This window comes from Cellulomonas sp. zg-ZUI22, from assembly GCF_017353535.1.
GTDB classification, from domain to species: Bacteria; Actinomycetota; Actinomycetes; order Actinomycetales; family Cellulomonadaceae; genus Cellulomonas; species Cellulomonas wangleii.
This window is the reverse complement of sequence record NZ_JAFMUZ010000001.1, coordinates 599,587-623,347: the sequence shown is the minus strand read 5'-3', so window position 1 is coordinate 623,347 and position 23,761 is coordinate 599,587. Positions and strand designations below refer to the sequence as shown.

General features: G+C 72.4%; 29 protein-coding genes. 8 read left to right on the top strand and 21 right to left on the bottom strand.

What is annotated here, in order from left to right; translation table 11 throughout:
* Positions 1–177: 177 nt before the first annotated feature.
* Positions 178–831 carry a hypothetical protein gene (locus tag J1G43_RS02940; protein ID WP_207339666.1) on the bottom strand — a complete coding sequence of 218 codons (654 nt, stop codon included), beginning with the start codon at positions 829–831 and terminating at the stop codon, positions 178–180.
* Between the two features lie 293 nt (positions 832–1,124).
* Here J1G43_RS02940 and J1G43_RS02935 point away from each other — a divergent pair, with 293 nt between their 5' ends.
* Positions 1,125–1,667: a DUF6318 family protein gene (locus tag J1G43_RS02935; protein ID WP_207339667.1), complete on the top strand. Its 543-nt coding sequence runs from the start codon at positions 1,125–1,127 to the stop codon at positions 1,665–1,667.
* A gap of 5 nt (positions 1,668–1,672) precedes the next feature.
* Positions 1,673–2,536, top strand: a complete 864-nt coding sequence (locus J1G43_RS02930) for a hypothetical protein (RefSeq protein ID WP_374191782.1) — start codon at positions 1,673–1,675, stop codon at positions 2,534–2,536.
* A 56-nt stretch (positions 2,537–2,592) separates the two neighbouring features.
* Here J1G43_RS02930 and J1G43_RS02925 read toward each other — a convergent pair whose 3' ends face one another.
* From J1G43_RS02925 to J1G43_RS02915, 3 genes are all read right to left on the bottom strand, one after another.
* The gene (locus tag J1G43_RS02925) at positions 2,593–2,985 is read right to left on the bottom strand and encodes a type II toxin-antitoxin system VapC family toxin (protein WP_207339669.1); all 393 of its coding nucleotides are present in this window, start codon (positions 2,983–2,985) and stop codon (positions 2,593–2,595) included.
* Positions 2,986–2,987: 2 nt separating this feature from the next.
* Complete coding sequence (locus J1G43_RS02920) at positions 2,988–3,260, bottom strand: type II toxin-antitoxin system Phd/YefM family antitoxin (RefSeq protein WP_207339670.1); 273 nt, start codon at positions 3,258–3,260, stop codon at positions 2,988–2,990.
* A gap of 188 nt (positions 3,261–3,448) precedes the next feature.
* Positions 3,449–4,813, bottom strand: coding sequence for a hypothetical protein (locus J1G43_RS02915; RefSeq protein ID WP_207377931.1), 1,365 nt, complete (start codon positions 4,811–4,813; stop codon positions 3,449–3,451).
* Positions 4,814–5,078: 265 nt separating this feature from the next.
* On the opposite strand from J1G43_RS02915, the gene J1G43_RS02910 reads away from it, so the two are divergent.
* The 4 genes from J1G43_RS02910 to J1G43_RS02895 all read left to right on the top strand — a co-directional run bounded on the left by J1G43_RS02910 (position 5,079) and on the right by J1G43_RS02895 (position 7,451).
* Positions 5,079–5,585 (top strand): hypothetical protein, encoded by a 507-nt coding sequence (locus tag J1G43_RS02910; protein ID WP_207377930.1) that lies wholly within the window; start codon positions 5,079–5,081, stop codon positions 5,583–5,585.
* Positions 5,586–5,898: 313 nt separating this feature from the next.
* Positions 5,899–6,249 (top strand): hypothetical protein, encoded by a 351-nt coding sequence (locus tag J1G43_RS02905; RefSeq protein WP_207377929.1) that lies wholly within the window; start codon positions 5,899–5,901, stop codon positions 6,247–6,249.
* Positions 6,250–6,348: 99 nt separating this feature from the next.
* The gene (locus J1G43_RS02900) at positions 6,349–6,729 is read left to right on the top strand and encodes a hypothetical protein (RefSeq protein ID WP_207339674.1); all 381 of its coding nucleotides are present in this window, start codon (positions 6,349–6,351) and stop codon (positions 6,727–6,729) included.
* 299 nt (positions 6,730–7,028) lie between these two features.
* On the top strand, positions 7,029–7,451 hold the full coding sequence (locus J1G43_RS02895) for a hypothetical protein (RefSeq protein WP_207377928.1): 423 nt from the start codon (positions 7,029–7,031) through the stop codon (positions 7,449–7,451).
* A gap of 1 nt (position 7,452) precedes the next feature.
* Here J1G43_RS02895 and J1G43_RS02890 read toward each other — a convergent pair whose 3' ends face one another.
* The gene (locus J1G43_RS02890; RefSeq protein WP_207377927.1) at positions 7,453–7,935 is read right to left on the bottom strand and encodes a hypothetical protein; all 483 of its coding nucleotides are present in this window, start codon (positions 7,933–7,935) and stop codon (positions 7,453–7,455) included.
* 176 nt (positions 7,936–8,111) lie between these two features.
* On the opposite strand from J1G43_RS02890, the gene J1G43_RS02885 reads away from it, so the two are divergent.
* A complete protein-coding gene (locus J1G43_RS02885) occupies positions 8,112–8,678 on the top strand; it encodes a hypothetical protein (protein WP_207377926.1) in 567 nt (188 codons plus the stop codon).
* On the opposite strand, the gene J1G43_RS02880 is transcribed toward J1G43_RS02885, so the two are convergent.
* The 10 genes from J1G43_RS02880 to J1G43_RS02835 form a co-directional block, all read right to left on the bottom strand.
* Positions 8,675–10,606, bottom strand: coding sequence for a hypothetical protein (locus J1G43_RS02880; protein ID WP_207377925.1), 1,932 nt, complete (start codon positions 10,604–10,606; stop codon positions 8,675–8,677). The genes J1G43_RS02885 and J1G43_RS02880 overlap by 4 nt on opposite strands.
* A gap of 2 nt (positions 10,607–10,608) precedes the next feature.
* On the bottom strand, positions 10,609–10,902 hold the full coding sequence (locus J1G43_RS02875) for a hypothetical protein (protein WP_207377924.1): 294 nt from the start codon (positions 10,900–10,902) through the stop codon (positions 10,609–10,611).
* Positions 10,903–11,000: 98 nt separating this feature from the next.
* Positions 11,001–11,843: a hypothetical protein gene (locus J1G43_RS02870; RefSeq protein WP_207377923.1), complete on the bottom strand. Its 843-nt coding sequence runs from the start codon at positions 11,841–11,843 to the stop codon at positions 11,001–11,003.
* A 170-nt stretch (positions 11,844–12,013) separates the two neighbouring features.
* Positions 12,014–12,613 carry a hypothetical protein gene (locus J1G43_RS02865; protein WP_207339681.1) on the bottom strand — a complete coding sequence of 200 codons (600 nt, stop codon included), beginning with the start codon at positions 12,611–12,613 and terminating at the stop codon, positions 12,014–12,016.
* A gap of 136 nt (positions 12,614–12,749) precedes the next feature.
* A complete protein-coding gene (locus J1G43_RS02860; protein WP_207339682.1) occupies positions 12,750–13,463 on the bottom strand; it encodes a hypothetical protein in 714 nt (237 codons plus the stop codon).
* Positions 13,464–13,470: 7 nt separating this feature from the next.
* Positions 13,471–14,835, bottom strand: a complete 1,365-nt coding sequence (locus J1G43_RS02855; protein ID WP_207377922.1) for a hypothetical protein — start codon at positions 14,833–14,835, stop codon at positions 13,471–13,473.
* On the bottom strand, positions 14,835–15,116 hold the full coding sequence (locus J1G43_RS02850; protein ID WP_207339684.1) for a hypothetical protein: 282 nt from the start codon (positions 15,114–15,116) through the stop codon (positions 14,835–14,837). The genes J1G43_RS02855 and J1G43_RS02850 overlap by 1 nt, the downstream gene beginning before the upstream one ends.
* A gap of 1 nt (position 15,117) precedes the next feature.
* Entirely contained in the window at positions 15,118–15,966 is an 849-nt protein-coding gene (locus tag J1G43_RS02845; RefSeq protein ID WP_207377921.1) for a hypothetical protein, read from the bottom strand.
* A complete protein-coding gene (locus J1G43_RS02840; protein WP_207339686.1) occupies positions 15,963–16,214 on the bottom strand; it encodes a hypothetical protein in 252 nt (83 codons plus the stop codon). The genes J1G43_RS02845 and J1G43_RS02840 overlap by 4 nt, the downstream gene beginning before the upstream one ends.
* 144 nt (positions 16,215–16,358) lie before the next feature.
* On the bottom strand, positions 16,359–16,553 hold the full coding sequence (locus tag J1G43_RS02835) for a hypothetical protein (protein WP_207377920.1): 195 nt from the start codon (positions 16,551–16,553) through the stop codon (positions 16,359–16,361).
* 118 nt (positions 16,554–16,671) lie between these two features.
* Between J1G43_RS02835 and J1G43_RS02830 the strand changes: the two genes are divergently transcribed.
* A complete protein-coding gene (locus tag J1G43_RS02830; protein WP_207377919.1) occupies positions 16,672–17,277 on the top strand; it encodes a hypothetical protein in 606 nt (201 codons plus the stop codon).
* A gap of 273 nt (positions 17,278–17,550) precedes the next feature.
* Here J1G43_RS02830 and J1G43_RS02825 read toward each other — a convergent pair whose 3' ends face one another.
* The 6 genes from J1G43_RS02825 to J1G43_RS02800 form a co-directional block, all read right to left on the bottom strand.
* Entirely contained in the window at positions 17,551–18,342 is a 792-nt protein-coding gene (locus J1G43_RS02825; RefSeq protein ID WP_207377918.1) for an EI24 domain-containing protein, read from the bottom strand.
* A 96-nt stretch (positions 18,343–18,438) separates the two neighbouring features.
* Positions 18,439–18,621: an antitoxin gene (locus J1G43_RS02820; RefSeq protein WP_207339690.1), complete on the bottom strand. Its 183-nt coding sequence runs from the start codon at positions 18,619–18,621 to the stop codon at positions 18,439–18,441.
* Positions 18,622–18,801: 180 nt separating this feature from the next.
* Positions 18,802–20,127, bottom strand: a complete 1,326-nt coding sequence (locus J1G43_RS02815; RefSeq protein ID WP_207339691.1) for an APC family permease — start codon at positions 20,125–20,127, stop codon at positions 18,802–18,804.
* Positions 20,128–20,259: 132 nt separating this feature from the next.
* On the bottom strand, positions 20,260–21,582 hold the full coding sequence (locus J1G43_RS02810) for an amino acid permease (protein WP_242635346.1): 1,323 nt from the start codon (positions 21,580–21,582) through the stop codon (positions 20,260–20,262).
* A gap of 277 nt (positions 21,583–21,859) precedes the next feature.
* Complete coding sequence (locus J1G43_RS02805; RefSeq protein ID WP_207377917.1) at positions 21,860–22,888, bottom strand: hypothetical protein; 1,029 nt, start codon at positions 22,886–22,888, stop codon at positions 21,860–21,862.
* Between the two features lie 20 nt (positions 22,889–22,908).
* Entirely contained in the window at positions 22,909–23,529 is a 621-nt protein-coding gene (locus J1G43_RS02800) for a hypothetical protein (RefSeq protein ID WP_207377916.1), read from the bottom strand.
* Between the last annotated feature and the right edge of the window lie 232 nt (positions 23,530–23,761).

Below are 23,761 nucleotides of genomic sequence, written 5' to 3'. Positions count from 1 at the left end.
GACGATCCCCCACACGGCGTGGCGGGACGCATGTCGACGTCCCTCGAGTGCATCGGTCGTCCGCGTCTGCGATGTGACCTACAGGGGACTCCGGAACGGGTGAACCTCTGCGTGCTCAGCCCGGTCGACGACCACACCTCGGCCCAGACCGACGACGCCCCGATCGCACCCGATCGATCAGAGCGTCTCCGACTCCGGCTCCGGCAGCCCGTCGATCCTCCGCGCGAACGCCGTCTGATGCTTGGGGTCGTCCTTACGGTCGATGTACACCCACAGGCGTCCGTCACCGAGGCGCCGCACGTAGACACGCCCGCGATCCCGACCCGTGGCGTCGATGCGGATGTGGGCATTCACCTCGAGGACGTGCTCAGTGGCGCGGAACCGCTTCAGCGGTACGGCCTCGCCGCGATCCAGCTGCGACAGCACGTGACCGACCATCTGGGGCCGGGCACAGGTTCGGACGTCGACCAGGTAGGCCTTCGCGTCCTCGTGCAGGACGAGGCGCGGCCACAACCGCTCGAACACGTCACCGCCGCGCGTCGTCGCCACGCGGGAGGACCCGCTCCGGGCCGCCTTGTCGAGCCCGTGCTGGAGCTGCTCCACCTGGGCCTGGAGGTCGCGGGCCCGCTCGTTCTGGATCTCCAGATCGGCCGCCAGCCTGTCGCGCTCGGCCGCCAGGCCGCCGCGTTCGTCCTCCGCGGTCTCCAGCAGCTGGCGGTACTCGAGGACGTCCGCCGGCAGTTCACCCTCGGTCGCGCCGGACAGTCGTTCCTCGAGCTCCGTCGCGCGCTGCCGCGCACCGTCCCTCCTCCCATACGGTCTGCTCGGCACCGCCGTCCTCGGGGAACGCGGGGTGCTCGGGGTAGGTGCGCGCCACGGCCGTGACCTCCTCGGGTGGGTGTCCCCCTCCACTATCGGCACGGGCCCGTCGGTGCCGGAGGGACCGAGGTCGCAGGAGTTCGTTCGCGCGCCGGCAACGAGGACGACGCGAACTTGTCCACACGACGGCCCGACACAACCCGGGGCGGGTGTACAACCGGTACTTTTCCGACATGCCGAGACGCGGATGGCCCCGACGCGAGCTCACGGGCACGGCGGCTGCGCTGGCTCTCGCAACGTCGCTCGTGAGTTGCACGGACGGCGGCGCAGCAATACCGACGGCGGCCACGTCCGCGACCGCACCTGTGTTGCCGACCCCAAGTCCGTCGCCGACGACGGAGCCCTCGCAGGATGCGACCACGCCGCCCGACCGGCCGGCCGCGATGGCCACGCCTGATGCCGACGGGGCCGCGGCGGCTGCGGCCTACTTCATCGCGCTATACCCGTATGTGTACGCCACGGGTGACACGAGAGCGTGGGACGAGCTCGCTGCGCCTGCCTGCGTCTTCTGCAGCAGCGCCCGTGACGGCGCCTCAAGCATCCATACCCGCGGCGGCCGCGTCGAAGGCGGGTTCATCACCGTTGAGTCCGCAGAAGGCACCGAGATCGACGCGGCCAACTGGTACTCCGCGACCGTAGTCGCGACCGAGGCTCCCTCTACCGAGTACGACGCCAATGGGACGGTACTCGAGGAGTCTCAGGGCGGGCGGTACCGGTTCGCGATCGCCCTGACGTTCACTGTCGACCATTGGGTCGTTGACGCGGTTGACGTCGGTCCCGTCCAATGACCCGCTTGTCCGCGGCAGCGCTGCTGGGGTTGATGTTCGTCGTCATGCTCCCGGCGGTGGCCCACGCTCGCGGCGTCGGGAGCGAGGCCCAAGGGGGCGCCATCCGTGTGACGGCCTCGCGGACTGAGCAGATGGCCCGGGAGAACGTCGCCGTGGCCGCCGAGCTCCGCTTGTTCAACTACGAGCGCGCCCCGATGTGCCGCGAGGTCGCAGGGCGATGGACCATGGGCTTCGCGGACGGGACCTGCCCCGCGGGCGCCGACCGAGCCGGCACCCTGCGCGAGTGCGCCGAGGGCGACACCATCGTGATGCCCATGTGGCGTCAGTCCCGCGCCACCCCGACCGCCGCCTGGGGCTCCTGGGAGCAGATCGACGAGGGCGGGTGCGGCGTCGACCTGCTTCCCGAGCTCACCGCCGAAGGCTTCCGTCGCCTCCCCCTGCCGGCACCAGCCCTCACCATGCAGCCGGACCGCGGCTGGGTCCTCGTCAACATCGAGACCATCACGCACACCGACCCCACGCCGGTCACCCTGCGCACCGAGCTCCTCGGTTACGGCATCACCGTCGAGGCCACCCCCACCCGCTGGACCTACGACTACGGCGACGGGCACACCCTGGCCACCACCTCCCCGGGACGCCCCTACCCCGCCCACGACGTCTTCCACCGGTACGAGACGCCCGGCAGCGCCACCATCACCTTGACCGCCGAGTGGACCGGCCGTTACCAGGTCGACGGCCACCCCACCTGGCGTGACGTCGACGGCACCGCCACCACCACCGCATCGACCCCACCGTTCAGCGTGGAGGAACGCACCAGCCGACTCGTCTCCGGGCTCTGCACCGACCGACCGAAGCCGCCCGACTGCTGACCGGCCATCACGGAGACCGCAGGGCCGCCCGAGAACCCTGCAGCACACGATCCCGCTCAGGCGGGCGCGACCACGGGGACGCCGTACGACGTCGCCGCCTCGGCGAGCCGCTCGTCGTAGGTCACGATCCCCTCGAGGTCGTCGCCGAGCTCGAGAGCGGCAGCCAGGTGGATCGCGTCGAGCGACCGCAGTGTCGTCGGCTCCAACCGCCCGGCCGCGTCGAAGACTCGCGCGGTCACGGACACCAGCACAAGCGCATCGAGCACCGCGTGTACCTGCACTGCGGCCTCGGGTGCGGCCCTGCGGACGGCGCGCATCAGCTCGGTTCGCGCCAGGTCGCACGAGACGGGAGTGGTGCCGTGCGACCGCCACCACTCCCGCAGTGCCGCCGTCTCCCCCTCGTCGACGACCAGCTTCACCAGGGCGGAGGTGTCGAGGTAGTACGCCACGGTCAGCGCTCGTCGGAGCGCAGGTCGGCGAGCGCGTCGGACAGCGCGGATCGCCCGCCCGCTGCGCGAACGGGGGAAGGGAGGTCGGCGAGGTCGGTGCGTGCCGGACGCGCGGACCCGCTCTCGAGCAGACGCGCCAGGGGCGACGTCGGCAGTGGCGACAGCTGTGCCGCCGGCCGTCCGCGATCGGTCACGGTCAGCGTCTCACCGGCCGCCGCGCGCGCGACCGCCGCAGACGCGTTCTGCTTGAGCTCGCGAATGCCGATCGTGCCCATGTGCTACATCGTAGCTCTTCATCTGTATCGCGGCACGGACGCCTTGTGGGTCTCCTCGAGCCGATCTCATCAGCCCGATCGCGCGCGATCGTCGAGGACCCGCGCGAGCAGGTCGTCCAGGCAGTCGGTGACGAGTGAGCCGTGAGGTGAGCTGGCCCGAGTCGCAAGGGGCCGCGCGTGACCGTGACTCAGTCGTCCGCAGCGCCGTCGGCAGTCCCCGTCACGGTTTCGGCGGGGTCCGTCGCGACGTCGCCGAGGTTCGCCGAGCCGCCCGCGAGGTCCGGCGCAGTCTCGCCACCATCCGCCCCGCTTGATCCGGGTCGGCCGCGTCGCCGGCTGAACACCGCCCCGACGGCTCCGGAAGCACCACCGGCCGCACCCTTCACGGCTGACGCCGCACCCTTGACAGCGCTGAGCGCACGCGCCTCGTCCGGGACGCCGTCGCCGTCGAGGTCGACGGACCGGAACACGTCTGCGGACCTCGTGACCGCGTCGCGGACGTCACCGCCCAAGGTCGCCGCACCGACGGCAGCCTTCTGCAGCGCGAGCACTGCCCGCGACGGCTCACCCGGCCCCTCGTCGGCCGCGACCTGGTCGAGCGACGGCGGAAAGCCGGCCGGCGGGTCGGGGAACGCCAACCGGGACGCCTTGACGACGTCCCTGCCGAACGTGAAGGACCCCACACCTCCGATGACGGCTCCCACCCCGAAGGGAACCGCCTTGCCGAGGGTCCCGGCCGTCAGCTTGCCTCCGGTCTTGAGCGCCTCCCGCGCGAGGACTGTGAGCACCGGGGCCAGGGCCGAGTCGGGCAACTGCTGGGTCAGGGCCTCACCCCACCCGCTCGGCAGCGCCTTACCCGCGACACCGGCGGCCACGGTCCGCGCGTCCTGATCGTCCATCCCCGGGATGGCGCCCATGACGAGCTTCGTCACTTGGCTCTGGGACTTCTCGCCGAGCAACATGCCGAACACCAACGGACGCGCCCTGGCGGGGTCGTCGACGGCGATGCCATGGAGCTCCGCCACCGCGAGCACATAGAGGGCGCTCGTCTCGTAGAAGAACATGAGGTCGGCGACGCCGAGGCCCAGAGCGACAGGGACCCCGACTCCCGGGATCGCAGCCGACGCCCCGACGCCCGTGCTCGCGGTGGTGACGGTCGTGACATACCGGCGGTCCAGCTCCTTGAGGAGCTCGGCAGCCGTCGCCTCCGGCTTGTCCCGACGCAGGCTGCGCAGGTACTGCAGGACGGCCGGCCGCTGCACGGAGATCGCCCTGAAGATCTGCGCCTGCACGGCCTCCACATGGAGCGCGCCTCGCGCCTTGCCCAGCACCTGTCCCGGCGCGGATCGCCCCTGCGGGCCCGTCGTCGGCGCGTCGTCCGCCATCGCACTCCACTCCCACGCTGTTGGCGCCGGCGGGTCCGGGCGTCTCGCCAGAGAGCGGACGCTAGAGGGCGGCGCTTGAGTCCCCGTTCGGGTGGTTTCTCCGGCGCGTCGGCACGAGGTCTGGATCCCATCGGCCGTCCTGTGAACGACACCTCCAGCGATGCGCAAACCTGTAGGTTTCGGGCGACCCTTAGGGCCGCGATGGAGGAAGCGCGATGACCGCCGTCGACTCGCCCGAGCATCAGGAGATGCGGGCACTGCCCGTCGCCGTACGGGCTGCGGGTACGCGCGTCGCGTCGCTGCGGCGGGCAACCTGTGGCGTCGGCAGCCGGGGGTGCAGGACCCGCACGGCTGCCCACCGCCTGCGCCAGGACGTACTGGTCCCGGTCAGCGGGAGCCTGGCGCACGGCCTCAAGCGCACCGGGACACTCAAATGAACGCGCCCGCCCTCGACCCCCGCACGGTCGACTTCCTCCGTTCTGTACCCGTCGGAGTGACGACGGACGGCGAGACGCTCATCGTCGGGGACGGCGAGATCGAGTACCGGGTGACCCCGGAGGACAACCTCCTGGTCGTCGAGTGGGTTCTGCGCGCCGTCCCGCGCGAGACGGTGCGCCTCGCGACGGGCAGCACCGTGCTCGACACCTTCCTCATCGTGTCTCACGCCAACGCCTGGAGAGGAGCCCACGACTTCCCGCTCCTCGACCTCTGGGGACAGCAGGAGTCTTCTCCGGAAGGCCTGACGGTCGTCGAGGAGAAATCGGGATGGTCGGTGACCCTGGCCGACGCCCCTCTGCGACTCCTCGCCGCCGAGATGCGCCAGGCTCATGCAGCCCGACTCGCGCGCGCTCTCGCACTGCCGTTGGAGACTCTGCTCACGGCCGTGCAGGACCCCGAGGGCGGGGGCGTCTACGGACGCGTTCCGCCGCCCCAGGACTGAGAAGGTTGAGGTCGCTTCCGGTGTCGGCGTGCTGCGAGCTCGGTCCTGGGCTGCCTCCTGGCGCAATGACCCACGGGGCGCCTCTCCTACCTGAGGGACCGGATGTCGATGCGGAGCTCGATCCTTTCGACGCGGGAGTGCTCGCATGACACCTCTCACCGTCATCCCGTACCGAGCGGTCGACCTGGCCCGGACGCGTCGCGGAACGCACGAGCCGCCTGGTCTCGGGACTGTGCACCGACGTCCCCCGGCCGCCCGACTGCTGACACGCGCCACGACACCGACCACCACGACCTCCGATCGGACGCCCACGATGCCCGCACCCCTGACCGCACCCGACGACACGCACCTCGAGGCTCTCGGCCTAAGCGTCGAGGCCGGGGACGAGCCGTGGGTGCGGTCGGTGTCGTTCGCCGCCGAGCGCGGCGGGACCGTGCTTCTCACGTGGGACGTCGTCGGCGCCTCCGCACACCTGCTCTGGTCGGCTGACGACGACGTCGTCGTCGAGCTCACCCGGGAGGACGTCGACACCGTCACTGTCGACCGGCACGCCGACGGGCACCTCGCGAGCGTCACGTCGAGCAGCGACGGCCTCACGGGCGCACTGACCCTCACCGTGACCGCCGGGTGCGTGCGGATCCGCGACACCCTCCTGCGCTCCTAGCGTCGGCCGCGGACCGACACTGTCCCGACCCGCGCGCGTTGACCCATCGACCCACGAACGCGAGGACCACGAGCACATGCACACACCGAAGGCCGCGACGTGAAGGCCGCGTATCTCGTCTCCACGTCGAGCTCGTTCGAGGACGACGTGTGGCGAGCCGCCGCGGCCCTGGGGGCGGTGGTCGACGGGCCGTACGCCCAGTACCGCGACGAGCAGAACCACTACCTGACGATCTTCGGCGCCCTCGACCCCCGGCACGCGCACGACTGGCGCGACGACCTCGCCGCATCCCCCGGCCTGGATGACGTGCCCGACCTGAGCACAGCCCTCGCGGTCTCGGTCGAGTGCCGCTGGGAGGACCTGTTCGCCGCGTGGATCGCACGGTTGGCGGCGCGGCTGCCGGAGGCCGCGTGGGTGGTCGACGGTGACGGGGTCGTGTGGCCCGCGGCCGGGGTCGACCCGAAAACGGTGCGCCTGTGACACGTCACGGGCAGTTCGTCACCGGAGCGTCGGGCCCACCGCAGTCTGCCGAACACCACGAAGGACGGGCCGACGCCCCGAGATTGACCGGACCCCCAGTCAGCCGACCTCGCGGACCGTGGAAAGGCCCGCACCATCAGCGCCCGACCTGCGAGGATTCGCCGGTGCCTGCCAACGTGCGACTCGTGAACCGACCTCGATCTCGCCGAGCGGCCACGGCGACGACGATGGCCATCGGGGTCATGGTTGCCGGGGCTTGCACCGCAGGGCCTCTCACGGCGGACGAGCAGCGCGCGCCCATGGCGGACACCACGCGCACCGTCGTCGACCGGACGGCAGACGGCATGAGGACGGACTCGATAGAGGTCACCGATGACGCAGACGAGCTGCGCGCCTGCCCCGACGGCGGGAGCCGATACGTCTTTGCTGCAACTATCGGCCCCGTCGGTCGGGACAAACTAGCGAGCACCATGGGCAGTGCGTTGACCCGCGTCGAGAACAGGTTCCTCGGCGTAGTGGAGAGACTCGGACTCGACCCGGCGGATGCAGGTCTCGCACGCTTCGATCGTCTCGACATCGCCGACCCGGTGACGGCTGAGGACGTTCGCCACGCGACATATCACGTCACGGACGGCGACCTGCAAGGCATCACGCTGTCGTTCAGCGCAGCAACAGCCGGAGCCGATGACATCGACGTCGACGGCTACACGCGCTGCACCTGACTCAGGCCCTGCCGAAGACAGCCTGCACACGCCCGAAACCGGCGTGGAATTCGCCGGCGGCATCCGTCACGGAATCGTAGGTGGACTGAACAGAAGCGTCGACGTTGGTTGACACCATCCACGCCGCGAACTCTGCGTCGAGCGCAGGGCTGTCGATGATCCTCACAGGGTCGACCAGTCCTCCGGTCGGCGACCGGAGCGCTGACGGCAGGCCCGCTGCATGTCGTGGATCGTTGGCGACCAGGAGCTGGGCGACCACGGCGTCCTGGAGCCGAGCAACTCGGACAACCTGTGCCTCGAGCCGGCCTGCGTGCGTGGCGTCAACGTCACCATCGACGAAGACGTCTAAGCCCTGGTTCACGCCGAACTTCCCCGCTTCCCACAGCACGGTGCCGACGAGGCCATCGGGTCCCGGGACCTGGTCCAGGACCAGGCCGGTCGCAGTCCCCAGGCGGTCGCGGGTCGCCTGCGCCTGTGCGTCCATCTCGCTGCGCACCCTGGTGCTGGGCGAGGTACTGCGCACCCGCGAGGCTGTCGAACCTACTGGCGACGCGACCCACACGCCTCCTCGAGAACCAGGGCGGCACCCGGCGACAGTCGAGCCAGTGCCACCCCGCGGAACTCGAACGAGGACGCGGTCAGCCATGCGAGGATTCGCCGATGGCTGACAGCACGCGATTGGTGGATCCCGTGACACGTCGGGACGCGGCCATGGCGACGGCGCTGGTCGCGGCCGCAATGCTTGCGGGAGGCTGCACGGGACCTCTCCCCAGCGACGAGCAGCGCGCGGCGATGGTGGACGCGACCCGCATGGTGGTCGAAGGGACCGCGGAGGGCCTCGGCACCGAGTCCATCGACGTCACCGATGACGGAACAGAGCCACGGGCCTGCGCCGACGGCGGATCGCAGTACGTCTACGCAGCGAAGATCGGTCCCATCGCATCTGGCGACCTCAGCAGCACCCTGGCCGGCGCACTCACGAGTGCCGAGACAGGCTTTCTTGGCGTCATGCAGAAGTTTCGCCTCCAGATCACCAGCGGGGTCCTCGCGGAACTAGATGAAGCGAGCATCATTGACGCCCCGCATCCCGATGGTGACCGCCGAGTCACCTACGCCGTGTCAACGGGCGAACTCGAAGGAATCACGCTCACCTATCTGGGGTCGCCTACCGATGGAGACCAGGTGGTGACGACCATCAGGGGATATACCCGCTGCGGCGAGGACTAGGGTTCCCCGAACAGGATCTTCACCCTCCCAAATCCCCCAAGGAACCGGTCACTCGTCTGCCCGACCACGTCATAGGTGTCGACCTCCCCACTGGAGCCGTTGGTCGAGGTGATCCACATGGTGAATTGCGCTTCGAGCGCAGGGCTGTAAGCGATCTCAACAGGGCCGATCAGACCGCCCGTCGGCGACCGGAGCGCTGCCGGCAGCGTCTCCGCATGCCGTGAATCGTTGGCGACCAAGATCTGGGCGATCACGGCGTCCTGGAGCAGGCCCACCCGGACAGCCTGCGCCTCGAGCCCTCCCGTGTGCGAGGCGTCAACGTCGCCCTCGACGAACGCGTCCAGCCCTTGGTTCACGCCGAACTTCCCGGCCTCCCACAGCACGGTGCCGATCAGACCGCCCGGTCCCGCGACCTGATCCAGAACCAGGCCGGTCGCAGTCCCCAGGCGGTCGCGGGTCGCCTGCGCCTGGGCGTCCATCTCGCTGCGCACCTGGTGCTGGGCGAGGTACTGCGCTCCTGCGAGGCTGCCGAACCTGCTGGCGACACGCCCCATCTGCTCGCCGTTCCCCGCTGTGGCGTCCAGGCGCACCGCGTTCGCCATCAGCCCGTAGTACAGCTCACCGACCGCACGGTCGAACGGCGCCGAGAGCTCGTCAGTGTGGCCGAAGGTCGCCAGGAACCCCCGGGTGTCCTCGAGGGAGAGGTAGAACCGCGGCTGTACCCCCGGGATGTCCTCCCACCCCTCGGGTCGGCTGCGGGTGGACTCCGGCACCCGGCACGCCTCCGCCGTCGCCCCCGCGAGCATCTCCGGGGCCCATGCCGTGGCGATCGCGGCGTAGTGCTCGCGGGCGAACCACATGGTCCCGTCCAGCCGCGCGGTGGCGGTGATCGCGTCGAACGCGAACCGCGCGGCTGCGGCGTGCCGGGCAGGGTCCTCACCGACGCCGGCACCGGCCGCCAGCGCGGCGCCGAACGCCTGGTCGACCCGCACACCGAACCGTGCGTTGTAGGCGTGGACACGCTCGACCATCACACCCGTTCCGGGCCCGGTCGAGATCGCCAGGCGCGCGGCGTCAGGGTCGGCCGCCAGCGCGGTGAACGCCAGTTCCGGGCGGTCGCGGGAAAGGCCGACCGCCGCAGGACGCGCGTCGAGCGGCGCGCCGTTGAGGTCGCCCATCGGACTCTCGACGAGCGCGTCCAACGCGTTCGCGCGCGTGAACGCCACCAGGTGCCGCGTCGGGATCGTGCCGTGCTGGAGCAGTGCCAGACGACCCCAGGCCACGTCGTGATCCGCAGGTGCCCGGCCGAACGCCGCGACCGTCGCGGCGAAACCCGCCGGAGGGTCGGTGTCGTGCAGCGCCGCGGCGAATCCGCGCCCCAGCACCTGCAGGTCCCGTGCGCCGCGCCCGGACCACTCCTCCCGCGCCTCCAGGCCCGGCGCCATCTCGGCGACGACGTGCGCCAGCCGCTCGGTGCGCGCGGTCCCCAGCTCGGCGTAGAACCCGGACATCACGTCGGGGTCACCGACGTGCCCCTCCAGGCGCGCCAGCAGCGCGCGCAGCTGAACCGCTGCCTGCTCGCCCGTCGAGTCGATCGCGACCAGCTCGGCGGCCAGTCCCCGGCCCACCGCCTCGGCCTGCCGGGCGTCCAGGACGGGCTCGACGATCGTCACGACCCCGCCGCGCAGCGCGATCGGGACGGCCGTGTCGGCGACCCTGGCCAGGTCCAGACGACGACGCAGCCCGGGCAGCTGCCCGTCCACCCACGTCGCGATGTGCTCGACCTTCCTCAGCTCACGCACCGGGACGTCCAGGGCGTTCGCCCTGCCGGTCAGGTCCGCGCACACCCCTTGCAGCGACGACGCCGCGCCCTCGAGCCTGGCGATCAGCAGCGCCAGACCCTCGACGTCGACACTGGCGAAGGCCACGCTCACAGCTCCGAGACCGGGACGTCGAAGCTCGGCGGCACCGCAGCGCGACGCACCGTGACCGCGTCGATGAACGCCTCGAACCGCTGCGGCAGATCCGCCCGACGCCCGTCGAGCTCCAGGGCGAACGCCTCAGCCGCGGTCGGGCCCGTCCACACCCGGTCCTGCGACATCAGACCAGCCGGACGCTCCAGCAGCCCGGCGACGACCACCGCCATCGTCCGTGCCCGCTCCAGCAGATCGGTGAGGTCCTCGAACTCCGGGTTCGGCACCGTCCGGGTCTTCAGCTCCCCCACATGCCCCTCCGCGTTCGCCGCACCTGGCCGGTGCGCCGTCACCGTACTGGTGGACCCGGCCGCCGCGTGTCCGGTTTCCACAACCGACATCCGCGGTATCAGCGCGTGACGATCGTCTGCACCTCACCGACCGGGACCTCGGCCGTCACCGACCGGGTCTGGGCCTCCAGGGCCTGCGGCGTCGGATCCAGCGACGACGTCCACGTCGCCTCCCACCTCGCCGTGGCCGTCAACGTCGCCGTCGGGTGCTGCTGCCCGGACTTCAGCGGCTGCTGGTTCGCGCTGGACCGGTAGAACACGATCGCGCACGAGCTCTCCGTCATCCCCGGCACGTACGGCGTCCCGGCGTCCGGGCACGTCACGTCCTCGGCGTTCGGGGCCGACAGGGCCATCGACGTCATCCGCGCCTCCACCGTCGACCACACCCCCGGCACCGACGCGGTCACCTGCACCGACGTCGCCGCGTCCTCCACCCACACGAACGTGTCCATGTTCACCACCGTGGCCCCCGACCCCTGCACCGACGGGTTCCACCGGATCGTCCCCGCCGGCAGCTGCATGTGCTCCGCCGCGATCTGCGCCAGCACCCGCGGATCGACCGACTCCTGCACAGCCGGAGCCGGCTCCCCCGGCATGACGTACACCGCCGGGTGGGAGAGGAAGTACGCGACCTGCTCGTCAGCGGGCACGTGCGACGCGCACTCCGCCTCGTACCACCGACCCTCGGTGTCCGTCGCGTGCTCCTGGAACCCCTCGTGCAGCAGCCCTTGCGCCGCGTACGCGTCCTGCGTCATCGAGGACCGCCCGACGCCCCCGTCCTTCCAGTACTCGTAGTACCGCTGCCCCGTCCACCCCGCCCCGTACCAGCACCGCCGCGGCACCGGCACCCGCACCGAACCCTGGAACGGCACACCAGCCGTCGTCGCACCGCTGGTCTCCACCGTTGCGGAGGTGGAACCCGCACCGATCCCGCCCTCCGACGAGTCACCGCTGACCGCCCCGCCCCCGTGATCCTCCTGACCGGACTGCGGCGGCGCGGCCCACGCGGGTGCGCTGAGGGCGAGGAGGAGAGCAGCGGAGCCCAGGCCCACGAGGGCGAGGCGCCCAGCGCTCAGCATCCGCCGGCCGGGCTGCCGCTCAGAACGCGCCACATGCCCCCCACGCTGCGGCCGAGAGTGAGCTGCGACGCGAGGTTCTCCAGGCCGATCTCCTCGGAGGTGTACGTCCCGTTCGGATCGGTGCCGATGACGTCGCGGTAGTCGTCGCAGACGATGGCGGTGGCCGACTCCCCGTCGGCGGCCACTGCACTGATGCGGGTGTGGAACGCACCCCCCAGGAGGAGCTGCTGATCGGCGTTCTGGGTGGCGATGCGTTGCATCATGGCGACCAGCTCGGGCGACGCCAGGACGTCGAACCCCGGACTGACGTCATTCGTCGTCAGCATCCGCCAGTACTCCTTGCGGTACGCCGCAACCGTGTTGTAGACGTCCACCTGCGCCCCCTCGAGCACCGGCACGTCCTCGAACACGATCCCCAGCTCGGGGTCCGACGGCTCCAGCACCGGCCCGGTCGGCGTGGGGCTCGGCGTCGGGGTCGGTGACGGGTCGGCCGTCACCGTGGCATCCAGCCCGGGCGGCTCGACGGCCTCCGAGGCGCACCCGGCGCACAGCAGCAGCACCGTCAGGATCGGCAGGGCCCTGCGCAGCGTCACGTCGTCCTCGTCTCGTCCGGTGGCCCGCACACGATAGCGGCCGATCTGCACCAAACCGGACGCAACGGGGTGAGACGCGGTGACTCGCGCCGACGTCGCCGCGTCCTCACCAAAGGACGAAGCACAGGCCCTGGCGTCAGGACGCGCCGCCGGCGTCGACCACCCGCCACCACAGCGGCGTGAGCTTGGTCTCGTTGGTGCCGAGGAAGAGCAGCATCGTCAGGACCACCTCCTCGACGGTGGCGCCATCGGCCCAGCTCACGGTGACGTAGAGCCTGCCGCTGGGGTCCTTCTCCTCCCGAGCGCCCTGGTGCTCCCAGGACACGGCGAGCGGACCCGTCGCCGGGTCCGGGCCGCGGCGCAGCTCGGTGGCCGCTCCCACGACGCCGAGCACCTTGCCCACCGGGTTGGCACTCCCGGTCTGGGTCTGGGTCGACCCGTACGTCCACGCCCGGTCCGGGGCCGTCACCCGCAGGAACCGGCGCCGACCGGCCGGACGCAGCCGGGATCCCTCGGCGACGAACCGCACACCTGCCGTCATCGCACCCAGGACGACCGGGACGTCACGGCCCGTGAACGTGGGCACGGGCCCTTCCTCGTTCACCGTCTCGCTCACCGCGGTGAGCGTCGCCACGATCTGCCCGTCGACCTGGGCGCGGACGCTCAGCGGGTACCCGTCCATCGACATCCGCAGCGCACCCCACGGCCCGTCGACCTCGGCCAGCGTCATGTCCACCAGGCCGTCCGACTTCGCACCCATGCGTCGCAGCGACTCCCCGCTCATGCGCGGGACCACGCGGACCCGCCCCGCCGCGAGGGTCGCGTGCAGACCGGACGGGCTGTTCGTCATGTCCATGTCAGAACCAGTTCATCGGGTTGATCTTCGAGTCCGCCACAGCCTCCACGGCGCCGCCGACCTTGTCGACCACGTCACCCACGTCGTCGATGTCGGCCACCTGGTCGGCGGCCCATCCGGCGGCCTTCGTCGCCTGCTCGGCGGTCCACTCGGCGGCCTGCGACGTGGCCGCGGACACCTCGTCCCAGTGGTCCACGAGCTCGGCGCCCGCGTAGACCGCGCCGGTGACGGCGACGGCACCCCAGGTGACCGGGTTCGGCGCGATGAGCGCGGCCGTCAGGCTGACGTCGAATCCCGTCTTGGCGATGTCGGCGACGTAGCCGGCACCGTCACGCCGGAACGCCTCGACCGGGTTGCCGTGCGACGCCACCTGGGCGATGTCGAACCCGACCGACGCCGCGCTGCCGAGCACGCCCGCCCCGCGGAGGACCCCCGCCGTCCGGGCCACCGTGGCGAGCTTCGTGCCCGCCTGCGCGTCCCCGGCGACGGCCAGCAGGTTGCTCGTCCCGCGGACGGCGATGACCGGCTCTCCTGCGGCGTTCGCCGCGCTGAAGACGTACTGCTTCGCCCCGAAGACGCCTTCGTAGACGTCCTTCGCCATGCCCGGCAGGCGGGCCTCCACCGCAGGCAGCAGGGTGCGCAGGCCGCTGTTCGCCGCCCACCTCTGCACGCTCGGCGGGACGGACTGCATCTTGTCCAGCGGGACCATCCGCATGAGGAGCGACTGCATCGTGGTCCCGGGCGCCCGGTACGTCCCGTACCTCAGCAGCGCGTTCTCGACCGTGCTCGGTGGCAGCGCCAGCCGCTGCATCATCGGCACGACCACCGACCGCGTGACGGACACCCGGGCGACCGTCGCGGCCGCGAGCGCACTCATCCCGCCGGAGAACAAGACGGCGACGTAGTCCTCGTACCACTCGTAGGCCTCGACGACCGGCCGACCGGCGCCGTCCAGGTGGGGCAGGGCGTCGATCGCCTCACCCGCGATCCGGTGGATCCAGTCGTCGAGCGTCTCACCGGGGCGTCGCGCCAGGCCCGCGTTCCGGTCGGGCTGGGTGGCCAGGCCGCCGAGGCGGCCCATCGACGTGACCACCGCGGTGCGGCCGCCGGCGATCTCCATCCACCCGGCCCCGGCGGGTCCGAAGGCCGGGACGGCCTGCTGCTCGATGCTCCGGACGATGCCGAGCCGGGCCCGCAGGTCGACGGTCGCGTCGTCGCACCAGGCGGGGACCTCGCCGAGCCCGGTCACCGCCCACCCGGCATCGAGCTGCCGAGCCTCGGCGAGCATGCCGTGCAGCTCGTCGCTCAGGGTCGTCACCCGGGTCGCCACGGCGTCGAGCACCGTCGGGTCGATGCGCACCGCCATCAGTACGCCCCCGTCACGGCCGCGGCGTCCCGCTTGCGACGGGCGTCGTTGTCCGCCGACGACGCCTCCTGCAGCAGGTGCCGCGCCGCCGCGCGGGCGGCGCCCTGGTACGCGGCGAGCCGCTCCCGCACGTCGTCGGCGTTCGCGCACTCCCACAGCTCGGTGCGCGCGGCGTTCAGCGCGGGGTCGACGACCGTCTCGATCCGCGCGGCGAGGGTGCGGAGGCGGGACGCGCGCAGGGCGTCGGCGGCGCCGGGGTCGTACCCGGGCGCGGGTGCCATCTCAGCCCCGCCCGTGGCCGACGGCGGCCTGCAGCTCAGCCGACGAGGGCAGCAGTCCCTGCAGCGCCTCCCAGAGCCCGCCCCCGCTGACCGGGACGAGCGAGACCCGGGCGACGCCGTCGTCCGTCCGGTCCTCGGGGTGGTCCCACCGCCAGTAGCCGTCGGCACCGCAGTCCAGCACGGACAGCCAGCGGCCGGTGCCGGCGCCCTCGTCGCCCCAGCTCACGGTGACGCGCCACCAGCTGCGCAGCGTCGCGACGATCGCCAGCCAGCGCGCACGCGTCTGCGCGTCGAGGTCCGGCCACCGCTCCGTCGTCGTGGTGGCCAGGGCGACCGTGCGCGCGTCGTCCCACTCGGCGGGGCCCAGCGACGCCATCTCGAGGACGATGTCGACCAGCCCGGCGGGGGCCGACACGGCGGTGGCACCCGCGGGGACCCGGCTGCGGTGCAGGCCCGCGAGACGACCCAGGTCCCAGACGATGGTGGGAAGCTCGGCGCGCTGGTACGTCACCGGGTCGTCCGGTCCGCTGCCCGGCCACGGCTCGCTGTACCAGACGTCCTCGCCCGCCACCGCCACGTGCGCGGCGGACGTGCCCTGCGGGCCGCTGGTCTCCACGAGCATGCGGATCAGCGGCGCCGTCATGGCGAGCACGAACTGCGCCGCCAGCGGGTGGACGCGGTCCTGGCCGTCGAGGATCCCGGCGCTGCGCAGCTCGTCGAGCGCGCGCCGCTGGTCCGCGGTCTCGGGCGCTGCGGACCGGACGGTGAGCGCGAGCGCGTCGAGCTGGTGGGCGGTGAGCCGCAGCCGTCCTCGTGCCTCGTCGAGTGCGGCGCCGGCCGCGCCGGTCACGGGACCAGCCCGGTCGGCGGCGTGTCGACCGGTGCCGTCGCGGGCCGGTGCTTCTCGACCCACGTCCGGCGAGCGCCGCGCACCCACGTGAGCCCGACGAGCATCGCCACCATCGGCCACAGGAACGTCCAGCGCTCGTCGGGGACGACGACGAAGAGCACGACGAACGCGACCAGCGCGAGCAGCAGCAGGATCGTCAGCAGTGCGAACCCCACACGTGGCAGGACGGGCGGTCGCGGACCGGGCACGGCACCTCCTGGACGGTCGACCGGCGGCGGTGCGAGACCGGCGACGACACCGGCTACGGGTGAAGGTCCCGAGACGGTCGACCGGCGCACCACAAGCCCCGAACACGGACAAAGCGCCTTCAGGGCCCGCTGAGACTAGCAGCGTCAGGGCCCCAGGAAGGGGTCACCAGCCGTGGTCGCGCCGCTGGTCTCGATGGTCGCGGTGCCGGCCTCGGCCGCCAGGACGTCCGGCGACGCATCGCCGCTCGTCGAAGGCTTCTCGGCCTGCTGGCCGAGCGCGGGCGCGGCCGCAGCCGCGGGCGAAGCGACGACCAGCGAGACAGCCAGAGCAGTCGACACACCCACCCCGACGAGCGGGTGAACTGCCGAGGACGCGGGCTTCCAGCTTCCCGGGCCGACGGGCCTCGTCGTATCGTCGGCCCCGTCCTGGCCACGCCGCACGATCCCTGGAGAGCCCGTGACCTGGCAGTCCGCGCGCGCAGCCCTGACGACGGTGGGTGTGCTCACCCTGGTCGTCGTCGCCGGGTACTGGATCGCGAGGTCCCCGGAGCCCTCGTGGTCGCTGCTCGCGCTCGTCGTCGTCGTCGGGGGCCCCGTCGGGTGGTTCTGGTGGAAGGCGCGCCGTGACGACCGCGCGCGGCGCGAGGCTGCGGCGGCACGGCCCGGGCGGCGCACGCACGCCGTGTGGGCGGACGAGCACCTGGAGTCGGCCCTCGCGGACCTCGGAACGACGGCCGGCGGGCTGCCGGGCGGCACGCGGCTCACGCTCGCGTGGTCGCTGTCCGGCGTCGAGCTGTGGCGGGGACGCGTCGTGCTGACGACGCTGCCGTGGACGCAGGTGGCGACGATCGGCCGGACCACCGGACGTGCGGCGTCGGCAGGCAACCCCGCCGTCGCGCTCGTGACGACCGAGGCGGTGCGGCTCGTGCTGGTCCCCGCACGACGCCCCGACGGCGGCATGCTGCCGGCGCGCGTGGCGCAGGTCGACGCTCTGGCAGTCGAGCTGGAGGAGTCACGCAACACCGCCGCGGACGCCTCGCGGATACCGCCGAAGCTGGTGTGAGGCACGCCGGGCACGACCGGCGATCCCGCCGGGTCCGAGATCTACCCGATGCACCCGTACTGCACCGGGATCGTCGCCGTCGCTGTCTCGGCCTCGGCACGCGGTCACGACCAGCGGGTCACCGTGCAGGTCGCCGCCGGACTCCGGCGACACGGGGTTCCCCGTCCGGTCGAACGTCGGGCCGTCCCCGCGGGGGCCCTGGGGGTTCTCGGTCGGTCCCGACGTCTCGTCGAGCGCCTCGAGCCCGTCGTCGGCGACAGGGCTACGCGTCGATCATCCGGCGTGCGTGGACGACCCCGCGCCGGAGACCGCACCTCCCGGTGCACCGTCCACGACACCCCCCGGCCCCAGCACCCGGTGCGCCAGCATCGTCGCCCCGGCCACGGCCGCGGGCATCGTCGCCACGGCCCCGCCCGGCACCAGGAAGCACAGCTGCGTCGCGACCCCGAAGCCGATGGCCTCGCGCCGGTGCGCCCGCAGCAGCCGGTTGCGCTCGGTGCGCGACAGCCCGCGGGACACCAGCGCGCGGGACGTGAGCTCGTGCGCCAGCACCCACCCGGTGAGCACGAGCCCGGTCGACCAGCCGATCACGGTCCCGACCACGGGCACGAGCCCCAGCACACCGGCCATCAGGGCCACCAGCAGACCGCGGGCCATCAGGGCGAACCCGTCGACGGCCCCCCGCCAGAACCCGGTGTCCCCGGCGGGCACGGTTCCGGTCTCCTCGCGCTCGACGGCACGCCAGATGCGGTCGTAGAACGGCTCGCCCACGGTCAGCGTCAGGGCGGTGAACGTGACGACGACCAGCACGACGGCGCCGACGAGCACCACGCCCTGCGCGGCGATCTCGGCGGCACGCTCCCAGAAGGGCGTCCACCCGTCGGCGAACGGGGTGAGCCACTGCGCCACCGTGCCCAGGTTGATCACGAGCAGGGACAGGGCGGTCAGCACCAGCACCCCGACCAGCGCGGCGGGCACCAGCCCCCACGCCATCACCGACGGCCGGAGCCGCCAGTACCCCCACCCGCGCAGCAGCAGCCGGGCACCGTCGCGCACCTCACCCATGACGTCGCAGCGTAGGGCCCGGGCCGCGTCCGTGCCCGAGGACGGGGCCCGAGGGAGCGCCCGGGCCGGGCGCTCCGCCCGGCCCGGAGGAGCCGACTACTGGTCGCCGATCTTCTCGTCCGCGGCCGACTGCGCCTTGTCGATGTGCTCGTCGTGCTTGCCGCCCGTGGCGGACGAGGCAGCGTCGGCACCCTTCTCCATGGCGGAGTCGCTCGCCTGCTCGCCCTTCTCGCCCTGCACCGCGTCGGACGCCTTGCCCTTGAGATCGTCGATACCCATGAGTCCCCCTGGTCTCTCGCTCATCACCTGCCCGTCGAGCAGGCCGCACCGAGCGGTCTCCGGTGCCGTTCCATCCTCCGGCTGCGGCGCACGGGCCGCACCCCCGGCGTGACGGCAGCGCACCCGCGCTGCTGAGCGCGGTCGTCGCCGCGCACTGACCGCCGGGACGGGGCCGGTACGTCAGGCGTCGGCCGGCACCACCCGCGACGACCGCCGCGTGACGAGGTAGACGAGCACGCCGACCGCCAGCAGCACCCCGGCGAGCAGCCAGTGCTGCGCCTCCTGCCGGGTCAGCAGCAGCAGGCAGGACACGACCGCCAGCACGGGCAGGGCCGTGGGGGCGCGGAAGTGGTCGTGCTCGACGCGGTCGCGCCGCAGCACCAGCACGGCGACGTTCGTCGAGAGGAAGACGAACAGCAGGAGCAGCACCACGGTCGACGCGAGGTCGACCAGCTCACCCGTCACGGCCAGGACGATCGCGACGACGGTGGTCACGACGATCGCCACGCCGGGCGTCTGCCGGCGCGGCAGCACCCGGGACATCGGCGAGGGCAGCAGGCCGCGCTGCGCCATGCCGTAGCCGAGGCGGCTCGCCATGATCATCGTGAGCAGCGCGCCGTTGGCGACGGCGACGAGCGCGATGACGGCGAACAGCTCCGGCGGGACGGCCCCGGCGGTGCGGACGACCTCGAGCAGTGGGCCGGTGGACTCCGCGAGCTCGGCCGGCGCGATGACGGCCGGCGCGACGAACCCGAGCAGCAGGTAGACGACCCCGGCGGTGAGCAGGGCGCCGAACAGCGCACGGGGGTAGACGCGGGAGACGTCGCGGATCTCCTCCGCGAGGTTCGCCGAGGTCTCGAAGCCGACGAAGGAGTAGTACGCGATGAGCGCGGACCCGAGGACGGCGACCCACACCCCGGTCTCCGCCGGCGGGTCGAACGCGCCGCCGAGGTCGGCGTCCCCACGCCCGATGACCCACGCCCCGAGGACGATGACGAGGACGAGCCCGGTCGTCTCGATGATCGTCATGCCGATGTTCGCGCGCAGCGACTCCTTGATGCCCCACGCGTTGATGAGCGCGACGAGCACGAGGAAGACGATCGCGGCAGGCACCTGCGGGACGTCGAGGAACGCCGTGAGGTACTCCCCGGTGAACGCCAGCGAGAGACCCGCGGCGCTGACCATCCCGGCCGCGAGCATGCAGAACCCGACGAGGAACGCGACCAGCGGGCTGCGGTACGCCTTCTCGGCGTAGACCGCGGACCCACCGGCGTGCGGGTACTTGGTGACCAGCTCGGCGTACGAGAACGCCGTGAGCAGGGCCATCACCAGCGCGATCGTGAACGCCAGCCACACCAGGCCGCCGGCCTGCCCGGCCATCTCACCGACCAGCGCGTACACCCCGGCACCCAGCACGTCACCGAGGATGAACAGGAACAGCAGCGGGCCGGTCACCGCCCGCTTCAGCCCGGGTGCGCCCGCGGCCTTCTCCGTCTCGCTCGTCACGCGCCGATTCTGTGACAGTGGCACCCGGTCCGCGCGGTGAACGGGCGCGGGCAACGCCGGCCGCAGCCCTCGCGACAGCGCTCCGCCGCGCGGACGCGCTCCCCCGCGACCGCGCTCACCTGCGCACCCGCGCTACCCGCGTGCGTCCCGCCGCCTGCGCAGCCCCTGCGACACCACGTAGATCCCGACGACCACCGCGACCAGCCCCGCGGTCGCGGCGAGCTGCGCCCGCGCCGCGTCGTCGGTGAGCATCAGCACGACGACGCCGCCGAGCCCGGCCAGCGTCGCCCACGTCAGCCACGGGTAACCCCACATGCGCAGCGGCAGCCCGTCCGGCCCCGCCGCGGCCTCCAGCCGGGGCCGCAGCCGCAGCTGCGACACCGCGACCAGCACCCACACCACCAGCAGCGACGCCCCGGCGGCGTTGAGCAGGATGCCGAGCAGCGCGTCGGGCAGCAGCCAGTTCAGCGCGACGGCGACCAGCGCCAGCACGACCGACACCAGCACCGCCACCCACGGCACCTCGCGCCGCGACACCCGCTGCAGCACCGCCGGCCCGTCGCCGCGCCCGGCCAGGGAGAACGCCATGCGGGACGTCGCGTAGATGTTGGCGTTGAACGCCGACAGCAGCGCGAGGACGACGACGACCTCCATGACGCGCGCCGCACCGGGCAGCCCGGCGACGTCGAGGACGGCGACGAACGGCCCGTCGACCAGCTGCGGGGCGTCCCACGGCAGCACGAGCACCATGACGGCCACGGCACCGATGTAGAAGAGCATGATCCGCCACACGATCGAGCGCGTGGCGCGGGCCACGGCCCGCTGCGGGTCGCGTGCCTCGGCCGACGCGATGGTGACGATCTCGATGCCGCCGAACGCGAAGACGACGACCAGCAGCCCGGCGGCGATCCCCGCGGGACCGTTGGGGGCGAACCCGCCGTTGCCCAGCAGGTTCGCCGTCCCGACGGGTTCGGTGCCCGGCAGCAGCCCCAGCACCAGCAGCACGCCCACGACGAGGAACGCGATGATCGCGACGACCTTGACGAGCGCGAACCAGAACTCGAACTCGCCGAACTGCCGCACCCCCACGAGGTTGACCACGGCGAACACGGCGACGGCCGCGAGCGCGACGCCCCACTGCGGGACGCCGGGCAGCCACCCGGTGACGATGCGCGCGACGCCGGTGATCTCGACACCGAGCACCATGATCAGCGTGAACCAGTAGACCCAGCCGAGGGTGAACCCGGCCCAGCGTCCCAGCGCCTTCTCGGCGTACACGGAGAAGGACCCGCTGGACGGCACGGCGGCGGCCATCTCGGCGAGCATCCGCATGACGAGCACGACGAGCAGCCCGGCGACGGCGTACGACACGAGCACGGCCGGCCCGGCGACGGCGATCCCGACGCCGCTGCCGAGGAACAGTCCGGCACCGATCGCGGAGCCCAGGCCCATCATCGTCAGGTGCCGGGGGCGCAGGGCGTGGCCCAGCACGCGCTCCCCGGTGACGGGGAGGAGGGGCGGTGGCCCGGCGGTCCCGGCGGGGCCGGTGACGGACCCCAGGTCGGTGGCGGACCCGTCGGTGCGGTGCGGTGGGGGCGTCATGCGGGTGCGGACCTTCGGTGGGCGAGCGGCGGCCGGACGGCCACCGCGACACGCTACCCGCGCGCCGAGGGCCTGCCGTCGGCCTCTTGTCCCGCCGGACGGTCGCGCACAGGCGCGCGGCGGCCCTCGGTCACCGCGTGACGACGGTCTGGATCTCGCCGACCGGGACCTCCGCGGGCACGGTCGTGGTCTGCTCGCCCAGGTCCACCGGCGTCGCGTCCAGCCACGACGTCCACGACGCCGACCACACCGTCGTCACCACCATGGTCGCGGTCGGGTGCTCCTGCCCGTGCTTGGCGGGCTGGTTCGCGCTGGACCGCTCGAAGACCACCTCGCAGGTGGTCCCGGCGTCGTCGGCGTCCGGGGTCCAGGGCACCCCCAGGTCGTCGCACCGCACCGTGTCGTCGGACCCGACGATGCCCGGCGCCGTGACCTCGACCCGCTCGATGACCGCCTCGACCTGTACCCACGGCCCCGAGGGCAGCGTGGCGCGCACCGTGGCCGTGCTCGCGGCGCCCTCGACCCACACCCAGGTCGCCATGTTCACCACCGTGGCACCCGAGCCCTCCACGGACGGGTTCCACCGCACCGTGCCCCGGGGCAGCTCCATCGCCTCGTACGCCGCCTCGGCCAGCACCCGCGGCTCGACCTCCGCAGCCGCAGCGGGCCGTGGCTCGTTCGCCTCGAAGAACCGCGGCGGGTGGGTGTCCAGGTAGCTCAGCAGGAACTCCCCGTCCACGCCCTCCCGGCACCACGGCCCGTACCAGCCGCCGTCCTCCGCGCCCTTGAGCGCGTGCTCCTGGTAGCCCGGCAGCGCCTGCGCGCGGTACCGGTGCGGCACCTGCGCCATCGCCTTCTGGTTCGCCTCGCCCTCCCAGAACGCCGCGTACTCCGCCCCGGTGTACCACCACCGGTACCAGCACCGCGGCACCACCTTCACCCGCCCCGCGCTCCGGTACTGCGCCCCGCCGGTGACCTGGCCGGACACGTCCAGCGACGCCCAGATCTCCTCACCGTCCAGACCGGTGTCCGTCGTCGGCGGCGGGGCGTCGAAGTCACACTCGCGGCCGCACGGCTTGCGACCCTCGGAGGGGGCGGCTGCCGCCGGTACGGCAGCCAGCAGCAGAGCCGCCGACAGGGTGACGAGGACGGCCGTCACCCGCCGCCTCGCACCTGACCTCAGCACGAGTTGCCCTCGAACGTGGCGTCCTCCGGTCGCCATGTCGCACCGTCGTCGAACGTGCTGAGCCGCGTCGTCGACCTCTCGTACTGCGGGAAGTCGATCTCCTGGAAGGACTGGGGTGCAGAACCGTCCACAGTCGTGAACAGGACGTCGGAGTAGTCGGCGCACACCGAGGCCGTCGCGCTGCCACCGTCGATCGTCACATCGGAGATCGTGATGCGCAGGGTCCCATCGAACCCGAACCCGTCCTCGCTGTTGCGCTGGACGCCGTACTCGACCTTCCGCACGAGCTCAGGAGAGGCGAACTGCACCAGTGCCGGGCTCGTGCCACCGGTCGTCTTCGAGCGCCAGTACTCCACCTCGAAGATCGCGACCGCGTCGTGCGCCGACGCCGCCGGGCCGGTCAGGTCCGGGGTGTCGACGAACACGATCCCCAGCTCGGCGTCGGACAGGTCGGTGGTCGTGACCTCCGTGGACGTCGGCGACGGTGTCGGGGACGCCGTGGCGACCGGGGTGGGTGACGCCGTCAGCCCTGCCGGCTCCGCCTTCTGCGCGCTGCAGCCCGCCAGGACCACGACGCACACCCCGACGGCCAGCAACCCGCGAACCCGCACCACGCACCTCCCTCGCCGCACGCCCTGTGCGAGTCGGCCGCGCGAAGCGTACCGAAACGGACATCACCGGCAGCGGCCGGTGAGCGACTTCTCACCCGTGGGACGCGCCAGGGTCCCGCGAACGGCGGATCAGGACACGACGGCCGCCTGCGTAGCCTCGGCACCGGTGCGGGGACGTCGCCGTCTCCCGGGGCAGGGGAGGTCCAGGGAGTCGTGATGACGATCAGGATGCAGG

What these genes read in the sequence shown, in the direction of transcription:
- J1G43_RS02895 (WP_207377928.1), top strand. Translation starts at nt 7,029, where the DNA reads ATGGCGGACACCACGCGCACCGTCGTCGACCGGACGGCAGACGGCATG.
- J1G43_RS02850 (WP_207339684.1), bottom strand. Translation starts at nt 15,116, where the DNA reads ATGGCACCCGCGCCCGGGTACGACCCCGGCGCCGCCGACGCCCTGCGC.
- J1G43_RS02810 (WP_242635346.1), bottom strand. Translation starts at nt 21,582, where the DNA reads ATGATGGGCCTGGGCTCCGCGATCGGTGCCGGACTGTTCCTCGGCAGC.
- J1G43_RS02910 (WP_207377930.1), top strand. Translation starts at nt 5,079, where the DNA reads ATGAACGCGCCCGCCCTCGACCCCCGCACGGTCGACTTCCTCCGTTCT.
- J1G43_RS02920 (WP_207339670.1), bottom strand. Translation starts at nt 3,260, where the DNA reads ATGGGCACGATCGGCATTCGCGAGCTCAAGCAGAACGCGTCTGCGGCG.
- J1G43_RS02890 (WP_207377927.1), bottom strand. Translation starts at nt 7,935, where the DNA reads ATGGACGCACAGGCGCAGGCGACCCGCGACCGCCTGGGGACTGCGACC.
- J1G43_RS02885 (WP_207377926.1), top strand. Translation starts at nt 8,112, where the DNA reads ATGGCTGACAGCACGCGATTGGTGGATCCCGTGACACGTCGGGACGCG.
- J1G43_RS02855 (WP_207377922.1), bottom strand. Translation starts at nt 14,835, where the DNA reads ATGGCGGTGCGCATCGACCCGACGGTGCTCGACGCCGTGGCGACCCGG.
- J1G43_RS02820 (WP_207339690.1), bottom strand. Translation starts at nt 18,621, where the DNA reads ATGGGTATCGACGATCTCAAGGGCAAGGCGTCCGACGCGGTGCAGGGC.
- J1G43_RS02860 (WP_207339682.1), bottom strand. Translation starts at nt 13,463, where the DNA reads ATGACGAACAGCCCGTCCGGTCTGCACGCGACCCTCGCGGCGGGGCGG.
- J1G43_RS02825 (WP_207377918.1), bottom strand. Translation starts at nt 18,342, where the DNA reads ATGGGTGAGGTGCGCGACGGTGCCCGGCTGCTGCTGCGCGGGTGGGGG.
- J1G43_RS02905 (WP_207377929.1), top strand. Translation starts at nt 5,899, where the DNA reads ATGCCCGCACCCCTGACCGCACCCGACGACACGCACCTCGAGGCTCTC.